The organism is Cognatishimia activa (assembly GCF_026016445.1).
Classification (GTDB): Bacteria; Pseudomonadota; Alphaproteobacteria; order Rhodobacterales; family Rhodobacteraceae; genus Cognatishimia; species Cognatishimia activa_B.
Window position 1 is genome coordinate 1,250,541 of sequence record NZ_CP096147.1, and the last position, 14,813, is coordinate 1,265,353.

The 14,813-nt window shown below is 53.0% G+C and carries 15 protein-coding genes; 9 read left to right on the plus strand and 6 right to left on the minus strand.

Annotated features, from left to right (window positions below):
* Both M0D42_RS06105 and M0D42_RS06110 read right to left on the minus strand, forming a co-directional pair.
* Positions 1 to 468 (minus strand): DNA polymerase III subunit chi, encoded by a 468-nt coding sequence (locus tag M0D42_RS06105; protein ID WP_265020705.1) that lies wholly within the window; start codon positions 466 to 468, stop codon positions 1 to 3.
* Between the two features lie 3 nt (positions 469 to 471).
* The gene (locus tag M0D42_RS06110; protein ID WP_265020706.1) at positions 472 to 1,938 is read right to left on the minus strand and encodes a leucyl aminopeptidase; all 1,467 of its coding nucleotides are present in this window, start codon (positions 1,936 to 1,938) and stop codon (positions 472 to 474) included.
* Positions 1,939 to 2,066: 128 nt separating this feature from the next.
* On the opposite strand from M0D42_RS06110, the gene lptF reads away from it, so the two are divergent.
* From lptF to rsmA, 6 genes are read left to right on the plus strand one after another with little or no spacing between them, the layout of a single operon-like run.
* Positions 2,067 to 3,185 carry an LPS export ABC transporter permease LptF gene (gene lptF, locus M0D42_RS06115; protein WP_265020707.1) on the plus strand — a complete coding sequence of 373 codons (1,119 nt, stop codon included), beginning with the start codon at positions 2,067 to 2,069 and terminating at the stop codon, positions 3,183 to 3,185.
* Complete coding sequence (gene lptG, locus M0D42_RS06120; RefSeq protein WP_265020708.1) at positions 3,182 to 4,276, plus strand: LPS export ABC transporter permease LptG; 1,095 nt, start codon at positions 3,182 to 3,184, stop codon at positions 4,274 to 4,276. The genes lptF and lptG overlap by 4 nt, the downstream gene beginning before the upstream one ends.
* A complete protein-coding gene (locus tag M0D42_RS06125) occupies positions 4,273 to 6,462 on the plus strand; it encodes an LPS-assembly protein LptD (protein WP_265020709.1) in 2,190 nt (729 codons plus the stop codon). Before lptG ends, M0D42_RS06125 begins: the two co-directional genes overlap by 4 nt.
* A 7-nt stretch (positions 6,463 to 6,469) precedes the next feature.
* Positions 6,470 to 7,687, plus strand: a complete 1,218-nt coding sequence (locus M0D42_RS06130) for a peptidylprolyl isomerase (protein ID WP_265020710.1) — start codon at positions 6,470 to 6,472, stop codon at positions 7,685 to 7,687.
* On the plus strand, positions 7,684 to 8,670 hold the full coding sequence (gene pdxA, locus M0D42_RS06135; protein WP_265020711.1) for a 4-hydroxythreonine-4-phosphate dehydrogenase PdxA: 987 nt from the start codon (positions 7,684 to 7,686) through the stop codon (positions 8,668 to 8,670). The genes M0D42_RS06130 and pdxA overlap by 4 nt, the downstream gene beginning before the upstream one ends.
* Positions 8,671 to 8,693: 23 nt before the next feature.
* Complete coding sequence (gene rsmA / locus M0D42_RS06140; protein ID WP_265020712.1) at positions 8,694 to 9,536, plus strand: 16S rRNA (adenine(1518)-N(6)/adenine(1519)-N(6))-dimethyltransferase RsmA; 843 nt, start codon at positions 8,694 to 8,696, stop codon at positions 9,534 to 9,536.
* A gap of 47 nt (positions 9,537 to 9,583) precedes the next feature.
* On the opposite strand, the gene M0D42_RS06145 is transcribed toward rsmA, so the two are convergent.
* From M0D42_RS06145 to prfA, 3 genes are all read right to left on the minus strand, one after another.
* The gene (locus M0D42_RS06145) at positions 9,584 to 10,195 is read right to left on the minus strand and encodes a DUF4167 domain-containing protein (protein ID WP_265020713.1); all 612 of its coding nucleotides are present in this window, start codon (positions 10,193 to 10,195) and stop codon (positions 9,584 to 9,586) included.
* A 222-nt stretch (positions 10,196 to 10,417) separates the two neighbouring features.
* Complete coding sequence (gene prmC / locus M0D42_RS06150; RefSeq protein WP_265020714.1) at positions 10,418 to 11,254, minus strand: peptide chain release factor N(5)-glutamine methyltransferase; 837 nt, start codon at positions 11,252 to 11,254, stop codon at positions 10,418 to 10,420.
* Positions 11,254 to 12,306: a peptide chain release factor 1 gene (gene prfA / locus M0D42_RS06155; protein WP_265020715.1), complete on the minus strand. Its 1,053-nt coding sequence runs from the start codon at positions 12,304 to 12,306 to the stop codon at positions 11,254 to 11,256. Before prfA ends, prmC begins: the two co-directional genes overlap by 1 nt.
* Before the next feature lie 61 nt (positions 12,307 to 12,367).
* Here prfA and M0D42_RS06160 point away from each other — a divergent pair, with 61 nt between their 5' ends.
* The gene (locus M0D42_RS06160) at positions 12,368 to 12,679 is read left to right on the plus strand and encodes a hypothetical protein (RefSeq protein WP_265020716.1); all 312 of its coding nucleotides are present in this window, start codon (positions 12,368 to 12,370) and stop codon (positions 12,677 to 12,679) included.
* Here M0D42_RS06160 and M0D42_RS06165 read toward each other — a convergent pair.
* On the minus strand, positions 12,602 to 12,814 hold the full coding sequence (locus M0D42_RS06165) for a hypothetical protein (protein ID WP_265021108.1): 213 nt from the start codon (positions 12,812 to 12,814) through the stop codon (positions 12,602 to 12,604). The genes M0D42_RS06160 and M0D42_RS06165 overlap by 78 nt on opposite strands.
* 392 nt (positions 12,815 to 13,206) lie before the next feature.
* Between M0D42_RS06165 and M0D42_RS06170 the strand changes: the two genes are divergently transcribed.
* Both M0D42_RS06170 and mazG read left to right on the plus strand, forming a co-directional pair.
* Positions 13,207 to 13,833 (plus strand): outer membrane protein, encoded by a 627-nt coding sequence (locus M0D42_RS06170; RefSeq protein ID WP_265020717.1) that lies wholly within the window; start codon positions 13,207 to 13,209, stop codon positions 13,831 to 13,833.
* Positions 13,834 to 13,975: 142 nt separating this feature from the next.
* Positions 13,976 to 14,767, plus strand: coding sequence for a nucleoside triphosphate pyrophosphohydrolase (gene mazG / locus M0D42_RS06175; protein ID WP_265021109.1), 792 nt, complete (start codon positions 13,976 to 13,978; stop codon positions 14,765 to 14,767).
* The last annotated feature ends 46 nt before the right edge of the window (positions 14,768 to 14,813 follow it).

Consider the following 14,813-nt stretch of genomic DNA (forward strand, 5'->3'; position numbering starts at 1 on the left):
TTAACCAGCTGTCTTTTCAGCTTTCTTCTCCCACCGGCCGCTTTCTTCTGACCAGTATTGAGCTGAACAACCCGCATCTGTCAGTGCTTTCCACTGGCTTCGTGCACGGGCGACGGCTTCTTCATCCAGACCATCAAAAAGCACACAGGTGCGTTCGTAGGATTGCACGTCCTCGGCGCTGACTTCAGCCCCATCGACTGTCATGACGCAGGCGGCGTTATTGGCATTTGTGGCATCCGTCGACAGCAAGATCGGCTGAAGCGCATCATGTGAGCCGCTGGCCTGGCCATGGGGCAGAAAGTCCTCTTCCCGCCCCAACCAGAGTTTCTGATCAAGCCAATCCATTCGTGATGCGTCTTTGCCACGCACAATCACCCGCCAACCCGCACCGCGTGCTTTTGCAAGTAACATCGGAAGGGCAACCTCAAGCGGGCTTTGTGTCAGGTGGTAAAAATACGCGGCACCCATGGATCAGTCTTTGATTTCAAAGCGGTCTGAAACCAGACGGTTCAGAGCCAGAACACCCCATCCAGATGCCCCTTTAGGCGCATAGGTGGTGTCTGTCTTGGTGCTAGCGACACCGGCGATATCCAAGTGAATCCAAGGGGTTTCATCCTGAACAAAGCGGTGCAGGAACTCTGCTGCAGTGATGGATCCCGCTGCGCGACCACCCACGTTCTTCACGTCTGCAATGCGAGACTTCAGCAGATCAGCATAGGCTTTGCCCAGAGGCATCTGCCAAGCGCCCTCGCCTTCATTGCCAGCCGCTTTCAGGAAGGCTTTTGCAAAGCCATCGTCATTCGAGAAAACACCCGCATTCTCATGACCCAATCCGATAATGATGGCACCCGTGAGTGTCGCGAGGTCGATCATGGCCGAAGGTTTGAAAGTTTCTTGTGCATAGTGCATCACGTCACAAAGCACCAAGCGGCCTTCTGCATCAGTGTTGATCACTTCGATGGTGTCACCCTTCATGGATGTCACAACATCGCCCGGACGGGTCGCATTGCCAGAAGGCATGTTCTCCACCAAACCAACGAGGCCAACGACATTGGCTTTCGCCTTGCGTAACGCCAACGACCGCATAGTGCCGGCAACAACGCCTGCGCCGCCCATATCCATGGTCATGTCTTCCATGCCACCAGCTGGCTTCAGGGAAATACCACCGGTATCAAAGACCACGCCTTTGCCGACCAGTGCCAGTGGCGCAGTTCCATCTTCACCACCCATCCATTTCATCACGACAACTTTGGACGGGCTGACGCTGCCTTGCCCCACTGAGAGCAGCGCACCCATACCGAGTTCTGCAAGCTTGTCCTCTTCAAGCACTTCAACTTCCAGACCCAGATCGCTCATCGCAACAAGGCGGTTCGCAAAATCCTCTGTTGTCAAAACGTTTGCAGGTTCATTCACCAGATCACGTGTAAAGAATGCGCCCTCAGCGATCGCCAAAAGCGGTGCTGCTTTCTCTTTCACTTCGTCAGGTTTGGTCACCATGACCGTCACAGCGCGCGCGTCGTCCGCAGCTTCTGCGGTTTTATGAGCGTCAAAACCATAGTCCCTGAGCGCCAGACCAAGGACGATTTGTTCGGCTTTGTTGTGGTTGCCAAGACAAACCAAGACATTGTCTTTGCCGCGTTTTTTCGCAAGAGCAACGCCTGCAGCACGGGCCTCTTCCTGAGTGGCGCGTTTATCCAGGCAGATTACATCGACTGCATTCGCCGCCATACCGACGGGATAGGCAAGAACGCGCGCATCTCCGGCTTTAAGCTCATCTTCCGATAGGCGAGCAACAGCGCCCTTAGTCAACCTATTGACGCGTCGCGCTGCGTTATCCATGCGCCCATCTGGTGTAACCAGAATGGCCACTCGGCCAGCAAATGTTGAGATTTCATCGATATTGACGTCTTCGAAAGTGAAAGTAACCGGTTTAACCAAAACGCTGCTCCTATTCTGTTGCCAATAGTCCTAACCAATCCCTGAATTGATGACCAGATAGCAGTTTTCCCTCTTGGCCATTTGCTCTAATGTCGGGCGAAACATTGTTTTGCCTTGGGGGGCATCCATTGAGCAGATTCGACCGCTATATGCTGTCGCAACTAATGATGCTGTTTGGCTTCTTTGCGCTGGTGCTGGTCTCCGTCTACTGGGTGAACCGGGCGGTGATCCTGTTCGACCGGTTGATTGCCGATGGCCAACCGATTTCAACCTTCATCGAATTCACCGTGCTCAGCCTGCCTGCAGTGATTAAATTGGTTCTCCCTATCGCGAGTTTCGCTGCTGCAACCTACGTGACCAACAGACTGAGCAGCGAGAGCGAGCTGGTCGTGATGCAGTCCACGGGTTTCAGCCCATGGCGATTAGCGCGCCCTGTGATGACCTTTGGTGTGTTGGTCGGATTTATGATGGCGGCGCTTTCGCTCTTCCTGACGCCCCTGAGCCTCACCCAATTGGATCAACGCGAACGCGAAGTCGCTGAGAATGCAACCGCTCGGCTATTGACGGAGGGGACGTTCCTTCAACCGACCGCAGGTGTGGTTTTCTATATTCGCGATATCTCCTCTGACGGGGTTTTACATGATGTGTTCTTGTCTGATCAAAGCGATCCGGAACAGAATGTGACCTATACGGCGAACGAAGCCTATCTTGTGAAGGCAGACACAGGTCCTAAGCTCATCATGGTGAATGGCCTCGCCCAGATCGTCACAAAGAGCGATCAGCGCCTTTTCACCACCAATTTCGCCGATTTCACCTATGACATCAGTGATTTACTTGGCAGCACGAGCAACACACGTAAATCCTTGGAGCGCACTGCGACCTTTGATTTGATCATAAGACCTGCGGAAGTCTCGACGCTCCTCAGCCTGCCAGAGGGTTGGATTGTTGCTGAACTCCATAGCCGGATCGTGCAGATCATCACCTGTGTTGTGGTTTCCCTGATCGGTTTTTCTACGTTGATCGTCGGAGGTTTTAGCCGTTTTGGTGTTTGGCAGAATATCGTCTACGCCTTTGCGATTTTGATCACACTCGAAGCCCTGAAAAACGGCGTAACAGATCCGGTTAGACGGGACGCCGATATGTGGCCGCTCATGTATGCACCCTCACTAGTCGGTGGTCTTTTGATTGTCGCTATGCTTTACAGCCGAACCCGATCAGGACGTGCTAGAAGGGCGGTGACCACGTGACATTGTATTTCTACTTTGCACGAAAATTTCTTTTCTTTTTCATTGCGCTATCAGGTGTATTTGCAGCACTTTTGTTGCTGTTTGATCTCGTGGAACATCTGCGAGGATTTGATGCCTCAGAAGTCGGTTTCATTGGTATCTTCCAACTGATGCTGCTGAACATGCCGCAAGAGTTTTATCAGATCCTACCGCTGATCATGATCCTCAGCTCCCTTGCGCTTTTTCTAAACCTTTCTCGAAGCAGTGAATTGGTCGTCGCGAGAGCAAGTGGCAGGTCTGCCCTAACCTCTTTGATGTCTCCGATTGTTGTGGCCTTGTTGATCGGGATGATTGGGGTGACCACCTTTAACCCGATCGTCGCTGCAACGGCGAAGCGTTATGATGATCTTTCCGCCAGCATCAAACGGGGTGGTAGCAATGCGCTGACGTTCTCCCGTGAAGGTATTTGGTTGCGCCAAGGTGGCGAGACCGGTCAAACCGTGATTTTCGCAGTCGGTGCGAACCATGACGCAACGACATTGCGACAAGCAACTTTTGTAACCTATGATGGTTCAGGCCCAGTTCGTCGAATTGAAGCGGATCAGGCGCAACTTCAACTCGGATCCTGGCAGTTGAAGGATGCGAAAATCTGGCCCCTTGAACGCGGAAGCAACGCGGAATCTCTTGCCGAGGTCAAAGCGGACTTTACGCTTCCCACCAGCTTGACAGCGGAACAAATTCGAGACGGATTTGGCAAACCACGCACAGTGTCAGTTTGGGAGTTGCCTCGCCTAATTTCACAGCTAGAAGAAGCAGGTTTTTCCGCTCGGCGTCATAAAATGTGGCTCCATATGGAGATGGCGCAGCCGATTTTCCTGATTGCTATGGTGATGGTTTCTGCCGCCTTTACCATGCGCCATACACGTATGGGTCGCACTGGTGTCGCCTCTCTTTTAGCGACAATGTCCGGCTTCGGCCTATACTACATTCGGAATTTCGCCCAAATTCTCGGTGAAAATGGCCAAATCCCAATTGAACTTGCCGCTTGGACTCCGCCGATCGCCAGCGTATTTCTTGCGATGGGCCTCTTATTACATATGGAAGACGGATGACGCTGCCAAAGACATCGATATCAGCTTTGGCGATTGCGATTTTTGTCGCGGCAGCTCCGATTGAGCTCCACTCTCAAGCTGCGCAAGAAGATCAGGTGATCCTTGTCGCGGATTCTGTATTCCTGCGTGGTGACAATCTGTTAACGGCAGTAGGCAATATCGAAGCGATCTATGGCGAAACCACACTGACGGCCAGCAAGATCATCTACGATGGTCAGACCGACAAGGTCACTATAGAAGGGCCAATCGAAATCACGGATGCTTCCGGCACCCAGATTTTTGCTGAGTTTGCCGAGCTCGATGCCGACCTGCAAAACGGTCTGATCCAAAGTGCGCGTCTTGTCTTGGATGAGCAACTTCGGATTGAGGCCGACCAGCTTCAGCGGATCGAGGGCAAGGAATCTCGGCTGCTGAATGCAACAGCAACATCCTGCAAAACTTGTGAGGATGGCCAGCCACCACTTTGGCAAATCCGAGCGCGGCGCGTCACCCATGACCAGGAGGCGCAGCAACTTTTATTTGACGATGCGCAGTTCCGTTTGATGGATATCCCAGTGATGTATCTACCTCGGCTGCGCCTGCCAGACCCAACGGTTGAACGCATGTCAGGTTTTTTGATCCCAGGCATTCGGTCTCGTTCTCGCATCGGCCTTGGTGTGAAAATCCCCTATTTCATAGCCCTTAGCGATCACAGAGATCTGACCTTGACTCCGTTCATCGCTCAGAATTCTACAACATTAGAATGGCGTTATCGGCAAGCGTTCAAGCACGGCAAGCTGTCATTCAATGGTGCTGTATCAAAGGACTCCTTCAGCGGGTTTGGCACTCGTGCATTTGTTTTTGGCGAAGGTGAGTTTGATTTAAGAAACGACTATCAGCTGAGTTTTAATCTGCAGCAGGTTTCTGACTCCGCTTATCTGGCTGACTATAACTATTCGAGCCTTGACCGACTGATTAGCGACGTCACAATCTCACGCGTCAACCGTCAGGAAAATACACGATTGTCGATCACCAATTTCGACACAGTGCGAACCGGCGAAGACATCAATGTCATTCCGTCATGGGTGATCTCAGCACGTAAACAGAAACGATTTAGCCCGCAGCGCCTAGGTGGCGAAGCCTTTTGGGAGCTGGAAGCCCATAGCCATTATCGCGCGTCTGATGTGAACACGGATGTAAATGCAGATAAAGTCGTCGATGGTCGCGATGTCTCCCGCGTCAATGCAGAAATTGCTTGGCGCAAGGATTGGCTGACGCAGCAGGGTCTGGTGATTGGCACAGAGCTACGTGGCAACTTGGACGCGGTCTCCACACGTCAGGATGCCACCATATCCGACACAAACTATGTTGAGTTCACACCTGCGGCTTCCGTCAATCTTCGCTATCCAATGATCAGCCGCGCCGCTGCGGATGCCACTTACATCTTTGAACCCATTGCTCAACTTGGTTGGAGCGGTGGCACACTGCGCGCCGGAACCACAGATCAAATCGCGAATGACGAAAGCACACGGGTAGAGTTTGACGAAGGGAACCTGCTGTCGCTGTCACGCTTTCCATCCGATGACCGCAGGGAGCGTGGTCTGGTTGGCGCCTGGGGATTCAATTGGTCGCGATTTGCCGATGACTGGAACATGCATCTGACTTTGGGTCAGGTGGTGCGTACCGAAACCCATTCTGACTTTAGCTCCAGTTCGGGACTAGACGGCAAAGTCTCCGATTTCCTGGTTGCGACCAAGTTCGAAAACGCTTCCGGGATCGAAATTACTGCACGCGCACTGGTCGACGGCATCAAAGGTCTGAGCAAGGCTGAAGCCCGGGGTGGCTGGTACAATGATCGTCTAGGCCTTAATGCCTCCTACATTTGGCTTGATGCCGACGACGATGAAGACCGGCTTTCAGACCTGTCTGAGCTTAACTTTGACGGCTCTTATCGCATCGGGCGTCATTGGACCGGTTTAGCGAACTGGCAATATGATATTGCCAGTGACGCCACGGCCCAGGCCGGACTTGGAATTGAATACCGCAACGAGTGCATTCGATCCAAATTTGAAGTTTCGCGTCGATTTACATCGTCGACTACGGTACAACCGGCCACGGACTACAGCTTTACAGTTGAAATTCTGGGCTTTACGACAAGAACAAGCGACAAAAGCTACGCAAGAACATGTGAGCATTCGGCAGGGTGAGATGAAGATGAAACTAAAGTCCTATCTGATTGGAGCCGCAGCTGCAGGCGCATTCTGTTTGACCACTTTAAGCGTTTCAGCGCAGAGCCTCTTTAGCCCCGCGGCCACCGTGAATGAAGCCGTGGTCACCAACTACGAAGTGCAGCAGCGCGCTGCGTTTTATAAGGTGATCCGTCGTCTTGGAAACCTGGAGAAGATTGCGCTGGAAGATCTCGTCGAGGATCGCTTGAAGGCGCAGGCCGCGCGTGAGCTGGGGATCGAGATTGATCCTGAACAGCTTGAAACCGGTATGAATGAGTTTGCAGGTCGTGCAAATCTCAAAACGGATCAATTTCTACAGGCCATCGCACAAGAAGGCGTGGAGCCGCGCACATTCCGTGAATTTGTGCGCAACGGCCTTTTGTGGCGCGGTGTAGTGCAGGCGCGTTTCCAAGGGCGTGTACAAATTTCCGAAGCAGAAATCGATGCTGCCCTCGGCAGCGCGGGCCAATCAGGACTGCGTGTTCTATTGTCTGAGATCATCATTCCTGTGACGCCGCAGACTGAAGATCAGGTGCTTGATTTGGCAAACCAGATCAGCGAGCTCACCAGCTATAAAGACTTCGCTGAAGCCGCGCGCCGGTTCTCTGCCGCGAATTCTCGTAACAACGATGGGCGTTTGGAATGGTTGCCACTCAGCCGCCTGCCCGGCCCGCTTCAACCTGTTATTCTGGAGCTAAAGCCTGGTGAAGTCTCTGCGCCGCTGGAACTGGAAGGTGCATTGGCGATCTTCCAGATGCGCGGCATCGAAGAGCTGCCAGTCAGTAGGCCTCAGATTGCTGCCATTGAGTACGGCGTTCTAAGACTCGCGGGCGGACGTAGCCCTGAAACACTGGCTCAAGCCGAAAACATTCGTCAGAGCATCGACACCTGTGACGACCTCTATGGTGTAAACTTCGGTGGCCCAGAGGAAGCCCTAACCGTAGAAGCGCGCCAGCCTTCAGACATTCCACGCTCCGTAGCTTTGGAACTTGCAAAGCTAGATCGTCACGAAGTTTCAACCGCCCTGACCAGCGAAGATGGTTCTCAGCTGCTCTTCATTATGATGTGTGGCCGCACTTCCGCCATCAATGAGGAAGCCAGCCGCGATGACGTACTGAATGCCCTGCGCAACCGTCGTTTGAACTCTTATGCAGATGGCTATCTTGAGCAGCTTCGTGCAGATGCCACGATTGATATCAAATGAATGAAGCTCCAATAGCCCTGACTTGCGGCGAACCCGCTGGGGTGGGATTGGAATTGGCAGAAAAAGCATGGTCAGCTCTGAAAGATGAGCTGGCCTTCTTTTTGATTGCCGACCCTGCACATCTGCCCGGCTCTATCCCGACTCAAGTTATCAATTCGCCAGAAGATGCGCCCAGCGTCATGGCAAACGCCCTACCCGTTCTGGCGCATTCGTTTGACGGTAAATCCGTACCGGGTGTGCCTGACGCCAAAAATGCGCAAGGTGTGATCGATGTGATCGCAAGTGCAGTGGACTTGGCTATATCCGGGGCCGCGAGTGCCGTCTGCACTTCGCCCATTCACAAGAAGGCGCTAAAGGATGGCGCTGAGTTCCCGTTTCCAGGTCACACGGAATACCTCGCGCATTTGGCAGATGTAGATCAGGTTGTGATGATGCTGGCCTCTGATGAGTTGCGGGTCGTGCCCACCACCATTCACATAGCCTTGAAGGATGTGCCGGAGGCACTGACGCCTGAACTGATCAAAAGAACCATTGAAATCACCAACACCGATATGCAGCGCTACTTTGGTCTATCTTTACCACGACTGGCTGTTGCTGGGTTAAACCCGCATGCTGGTGAGGGTGGTACCATGGGCGTTGAAGATCGAGATGTCATTGCACCAGTTCTCGATCGCCTGCGTGCAGATGGCTTTGATCTGAAAGGTCCGATGTCGGCAGACACGATGTTTCACGCCAGAGCGCGCCAATCTTATGATGCCGCCATCTGCATGTATCACGATCAGGCTCTCATTCCGATCAAGACACTCGACTTTGATCGCGGTGTGAACGTCACACTTGGCCTGCCCTTCATCCGTACCTCACCCGATCACGGCACCGCGTTTGATATAGCAGGCAAAGGACTTGCCAATCCAACAAGCACCATTGAAGCGCTCAGAATGGCAGCGAAAATGGCCAGGGCTCGCGAAAAAGCGGTTGTGACCTAAAGGCTTTCGGATCAAAAGACCCTATGGCAGCTATCGACAATCTTCCTCCGCTTCGCGATGTGATCGAGAAACACGGTCTTTCCGCTCGTAAATCCCTTGGTCAGAACTTCCTGCTTGATCTGAACTTGACCGCCAAAATCGCGCGGCAGGCGGGGGATTTGACAGCTTGTGATGTGCTGGAGATCGGCCCCGGTCCAGGTGGTCTCACAAGAGGTCTCCTTGCTGAAGGTGCGCGCCGCGTTCTTGCGATTGAAAAAGACGACCGCTGCATGCCTGCGCTTTCTGAAATTTCAGAGGCCTATCCAAATCGGCTTGAGGTCATAAACGGCGACGCGCTTGAGATAGACCCGCTTGGCCATCTGACCCAGCCCATCCGCGTTGCAGCAAACTTGCCATACAATGTGGGTACCGAACTCTTGGTGCGTTGGCTTACGCCGAAGGAATGGCCGCCGTTCTGGGAGAGCCTGACACTGATGTTCCAACGCGAAGTCGCAGAGCGCATCATCGCGAAGCCCGGCAGCAAGGCTTATGGTCGTTTGGCTATATTGTCCCAGTGGCGAGCTGACGCGCGGATTGTGCTCCACCTGCCACCAGAAGCGTTTTCACCGCCACCAAAGGTTCACAGTGCTGTCGTTCATTTGAAGGCACTCGAAACACCGCGTTTTGAGGCGGATGCGGCAACTCTCTCTCGCGTCGTCGCAACAGCGTTTAATCAACGTCGCAAAATGCTTCGATCTTCTTTGAAATCGCTGACCCCTGACATCGAAGACAGGTTGGTCGCTGCAGGGATTAAACCAACAGATCGCGCAGAGGTGGTTTCTTTGGAAGCCTTCTGCGCCCTGGCTCGTGAAATGGCGAAAAACTAAGCCCATCGTTCGCACAAAGAAAAACCCGGGTCAGGCCCGGGTTTCTTTTATTCTGCGGCTTTGGTTTCTTCCGCGTCAGGCTGTTCTGCCTTTGGCTTGCGAGTGCGCTTTGGCTTTGCGGGCGCTTCTTCCGCAGAGCCTTCAACATCGGCTGCAGGCTTACGAGGGCGTCTCGCGCGCTTTGGCTTTTCTGCGGCTTCAGGTGTTTCCACCAATCCGCTGCCAGCATCATCCCCAATCACATCAAGGCCAGCATCTGATGGTTGATCATCTGCGGGGGCAGCTTCAGCCTGTGGCGCAGGTTGATTGCTTTCGCGTTCTTGACGCTCTGCACGTGCGGCACGCTCACGATCCCGCTCTGCTTGACGCTCGCGGTTCTGGCGCTCTTGCTCTTCACGACGCGCTTCCATTTCACGCTGAGCTTCTGACAACATGCGCAGATAATGCTCTGCGTGCTGTTGAAAGTTCTCGGCCGCGACACGGTCGTTGCCCAGTTGAGCATCGCGCGCCAACTGATTGTATTTATCAATAATCTGCTGCGGAGTACCGCGCACTTTGCCTTCCGGTCCGTTACTGTCAAACACGCGGTTGACGATATTACCGGAGGGACGGTTGTTGCGGTTATTCTTATTCCGCGAACGGGATTTCTGAGATCTCATGGTTTGGAAGTCCAGCCCTGGATTCATTACTTAAACGATGACCCGACTAGCAAATCTGCCTGAAAGCCTTGGTCACACTATTTTCGGCTTGGCGTTCAGCGGGACCGCCTTATGGCATCCACCGCATGAACTTATCCTGAGTACCCTTCCCAGAATGCGCTTACAAGGGGGGGTACCCAATATTTGTGAAAAAAATGCGTGTTAGCAGCCGTTTTTCGCGCATTACCCTGTATTTATGGCTGAAACGACACGATCTCGACCATCTAGGTCGCTGATCACCATAACGTGGGTCAAACCTGCATCGCTGAAAATTTGAGCAACATCAGGGCCTTGCTTCCAACCAATCTCAACCAGAATACGCCCGCCATTGTTCAGATATTGCACTGCGCCATTGGCCAAAATGCGATAAGGTGCCAGCCCATCGCCACCCGGTGTCAGGGCCAAATGCGGATCATGCAGTGCCACATCTGGATCCAGATGCGCCATTTCTTCTTCGGTGATGTAAGGCGGATTTGAGAGGATCAGATCAAAGCGGCCCTCGATTTTTTCAAACCAATCAGACTGAACCAATTCCAGCCGTTCTTGAACCGCGTGTGTCTTCGCATTCCGTCCTGTGACTTCCAAGCAAGGCTGGCTGACGTCGCTGCAAATCCCTTTGGCGGCAGACCACTCTGCCAGCAAAGTCACCCCAATAATGCCGCTGCCACAACCCAAATCGATCAGACGTTTTGCAGGTGTCCCATTCAGCGCCTCGGCAATCAGAGTTTCCGTTTCAGGCCTTGGGTCCAGCACATCGGGCGTCACTTCAAAGTCCCGCCCCCAAAACACTCGGCGCCCCAAGATACGCGACACTGGTTCGCGTGCGGATCGCCGCGCTAAATATCCATGAAAAACCGACACCTGTTCAGTCGTTACAGGCCAGTCAGGTTCCAGCGTCAGACGCGCAACAGGTAGATCGATGGCTTCGGCAAGCAGTAGACGCGCATCCCGTTCTGGTCCTGGAACTCCTGCATCACGCAAAGCACGCGTCCCCTCCATGAGAACCTCACGCAGGATCATCACTGCATCTCTGCAAGCATCGCGGCCTGATCATCAGCTGTCAGCGCATCAACAATCTCATCGATGTCGCCCTGCATGACCTGATCAAGCTTATAGAGCGTCAGGTTGATACGGTGATCGGTCATGCGCCCTTGTGGGAAATTATAGGTCCGGATGCGTTCAGACCGATCCCCGGAGCCAACCTGCGATTTTCGATCAGCTGAACGTTCACTATCGATCCGTTGGCGTTCCATATCGTAAAGCCGCGTTTTTAAAACCTGCATCGCAATCTCGCGGTTGCGGTGCTGGGATTTCTCAGAAGACGTTACAACGATACCCGACGGAAGGTGGGTGATGCGCACCGCAGAATCCGTTGTGTTCACGTGCTGCCCCCCGGCCCCAGAACTGCGCATGGTATCGATACGAATGTCACCGGGGTTAATTTCGATGTCTACGTCATCCGCTTCAGGTAATACGGCAACGGTGGCCGCAGACGTGTGAATACGCCCACCGCTTTCAGTTGATGGAACTCGTTGCACCCGGTGAACGCCACTTTCGTATTTCAGACGTGCAAAGACGTTTTCGCCTTTGATATGGGCTACAACTTCTTTGATGCCGCCAAGTTCCGTGGCGCTTTCTTCGATGATCTCAAAGCTCCAGCCCCGCGCTTCGGAATAGCGCTGGTACATCCGTAGCAAATCGCCAGCAAACAGAGCTGCCTCATCGCCACCTGTGCCAGGGCGGATTTCGATCATTGCAGGACGCGCGTCCGCCGCATCTTTTGGTAGCAGTGCAATCTGCAGGTCTTTTTCAGCCTCTGGCAGACGCGATTTCAGCTCAGGCAGCTCTTCCTCTGCCAGCTCCCGCATATCGGGATCATCCATCATGGACTCAGCTTCCTCAAGATCAGCCAGCAGCTGCTTATAAGCCGCGATCTGTTCAACCACGGGCTTTAGCTCGGAATATTCTTTTGCCAACGCTGCAATATCTGCACCCGCTGCACCATCCGCCATCTGCGCTTCAAGATACTCAAAGCGTTGGGCAATCTGTTCTAGTCGTTCAAATGGAACCATGGCGCTACCTTCCTGATCAGCGCAGTTTGGTCAAGGGGCGATCCTATGATAAACTTATGCCATGCAACGTTTCTGCGCTTTGATACTCGTGATTTTGATGGCCAGCCCTGCTGTTGCCGATGTGATCTCACCGAAAGGAAAGGTGATTGATTGCTATTGCACAGACAAAACCGGCGGTCGGGTTGAGCTCGGCGAGTACACCTGCCTAAGGGTTGATGGGCGATCCTTTATGGCTCAATGTCAGATGTCGCTGAATGTTCCCATGTGGCGCGAGATTTCACCTGGATGCCTCAGTTCAGATGCCGGTGACCACATTGGAGGTCAAAGCGTTAATCCAACGATCCACGCGGGCAGCATTCACTCCCAAATATGAACGTCCGAACACCGAGCGGGCATGGATAAGTAGATCACCGCCTTCGCGTTGAACAGTTGTGTAATCAGGAAATCCCCAAAAAAGCGATCTCGTGACATAAGTGACATGGCCTTCTTTTGGGTCACCCGCGGCAATTCGCTCCGCTACTCTTGCGAGGTAAGTTTGTGTAGACCTAGAATATCGCCTTCTATTCGGCGCTTCACCCCTCCCGTTTGGGTTTCATCCATTGAAAATTCCAATCTCATATGAAGTTCTGCGATGTCTTGCGGTGTAAGCCGGACATAAAGCATCGCAGACAGAACAATTAGAACAGGAAAGGAAAGCAGAATTGATTTCACAATAGCCTCAATTAGTGGCGATTTCCTGGCGCTTAAACATGTGGCTAGGCTGAGGCTCAATCATTATGTGACAGAGCAGGAACACCTGGCCGAGATATTAAGAAAATTAGTAGATTTGGCTGTTTCTTTTTTGTCTAAAACTTTAAAGCAGCGCGATAAATGCAATTACTTCCTCTGCTTAGGTAACACATGACCCACAAATTCGGTGCACTGGCCCTTTCGACCGTTTGCGCGATGACCATCGCCCATGCTGTTTCTGCAGGATCACTCGGCGATCCGGTGGTTGAAGCGCCGATTTCGACAGTTGCCGAAGAAACTTGGCAGGGCGTGCGTCTTGGTTTGACTTACAATACCGAGATCGCCAGCAATACCTATGAGACCTCTGAAGATGTGCCCTTCATTAATGGCAGCAACGTCGGTTCAGATGACCTTGGTGGGTTCCTGGGGTATGACTTTCAGCGCGGAAACATTGTTTTCGGCGTAGAGCTTCAAACATTGCCTCGACAAAATCCGGTTCAAGGGAACCCGACACGCGTGCATGGAAACATGAATTCTGTTCGTGGCCGCATTGGCTACGCGACCGATACAACGCTGTTTTACGGATCCCTCGGTGCAGCGCGTAGCGATTTTGATGACGGCGGCAATATGATGAAACTCAATGGCTATGTAGCCGGCATTGGCATCGAACGTAAGCTTGGTAAAAACAGTTTTGTCGGCTTTGCCGTTGATCACTTCGAACTGTCCGGAACGCGATCTGCGAATGCCGTGGACGCCAGCCACACAATCGCGCAACTGCGCATCGGCTTTCGCTTTTAATAGTGAAACCTTGGGTGCAAACAGGCGCCCGCCCGTTTCAATCCTGCTTGGCTTTGGTAAGGTGCCTTAACGAGTCACCTCTGGGGCCAAAGCAGTGTCAAATTCCGATCAATCCGATATTATCCACAATCCAAAAGGTGGTATGCCGCGCCTCCTGGAGATCATGCGCCGTTTGCGTGATCCTGAAACGGGCTGCCCATGGGATATCGAACAGGATTTCAGCACCATTGCTCCCTATACCATTGAAGAGGCTTACGAAGTTGCCGACGCCATTGAGCGCGAAGAATGGGATGAGCTGAAAGGCGAGCTGGGTGATTTGTTGTTTCAATCAGTCTTTCATGCCCAGATGGCTGATGAAAAAGGCCTCTTCACTTTCAATGATGTGGCCGACACCATGTCAGACAAAATGGTCGCTCGGCATCCGCATGTCTTTGGCGATGAAAACCGAGACAAATCAGCAGAGCAACAGACCAAGGACTGGGAGACCATCAAAGCCGCCGAACGCGCCGGCAAAGCTCAGAAGGGCACATTGGATGGGGTGGCGGTCGGCCTCCCTGCTCTGCTGCGCGCCGTGAAGCTTCAGAAGCGTGCCGCCCGTGTTGGATTTGACTGGCCGGATGTCAGCCATGTCCTTGCCAAGATCGTAGAAGAAAGCCACGAGCTTGTTGAAGCCCGCGAAACCCTGACGCAGGAAGACATCGAAGAAGAATTTGGGGATCTCCTGTTTGTCATGGCCAATCTCGCCCGCCACATGAATATCGAACCGGAATCCGCATTGCGGGCCACCAATACCAAGTTCACGCGGCGGTTTGAAAAGGTCGAAGCCAAACTTGCCGAACGTGGCAAATCGCCAGAGCAATCAGACCTCGCAGAGATGGACGCACTTTGGGATGAAGTGAAGGCAGAAGAAAAGGCGGCAAAAAACCGCGAATAAAATTCCCGACAACAATATTCAGGTATTGACCCGACCAAAAAACTCG

What these genes read in the sequence shown, in the direction of transcription:
- M0D42_RS06105 (WP_265020705.1), bottom strand. Translation starts at nt 468, where the DNA reads ATGGGTGCCGCGTATTTTTACCACCTGACACAAAGCCCGCTTGAGGTT.
- M0D42_RS06125 (WP_265020709.1), top strand. Translation starts at nt 4,273, where the DNA reads ATGACGCTGCCAAAGACATCGATATCAGCTTTGGCGATTGCGATTTTT.
- M0D42_RS06130 (WP_265020710.1), top strand. Translation starts at nt 6,470, where the DNA reads ATGAAACTAAAGTCCTATCTGATTGGAGCCGCAGCTGCAGGCGCATTC.
- pdxA (WP_265020711.1), top strand. Translation starts at nt 7,684, where the DNA reads ATGAATGAAGCTCCAATAGCCCTGACTTGCGGCGAACCCGCTGGGGTG.
- rsmA (WP_265020712.1), top strand. Translation starts at nt 8,694, where the DNA reads ATGGCAGCTATCGACAATCTTCCTCCGCTTCGCGATGTGATCGAGAAA.
- M0D42_RS06145 (WP_265020713.1), bottom strand. Translation starts at nt 10,195, where the DNA reads ATGAGATCTCAGAAATCCCGTTCGCGGAATAAGAATAACCGCAACAAC.
- prmC (WP_265020714.1), bottom strand. Translation starts at nt 11,254, where the DNA reads ATGATCCTGCGTGAGGTTCTCATGGAGGGGACGCGTGCTTTGCGTGAT.
- prfA (WP_265020715.1), bottom strand. Translation starts at nt 12,306, where the DNA reads ATGGTTCCATTTGAACGACTAGAACAGATTGCCCAACGCTTTGAGTAT.
- M0D42_RS06160 (WP_265020716.1), top strand. Translation starts at nt 12,368, where the DNA reads ATGCAACGTTTCTGCGCTTTGATACTCGTGATTTTGATGGCCAGCCCT.
- M0D42_RS06170 (WP_265020717.1), top strand. Translation starts at nt 13,207, where the DNA reads ATGACCCACAAATTCGGTGCACTGGCCCTTTCGACCGTTTGCGCGATG.
- mazG (WP_265021109.1), top strand. Translation starts at nt 13,976, where the DNA reads ATGCCGCGCCTCCTGGAGATCATGCGCCGTTTGCGTGATCCTGAAACG.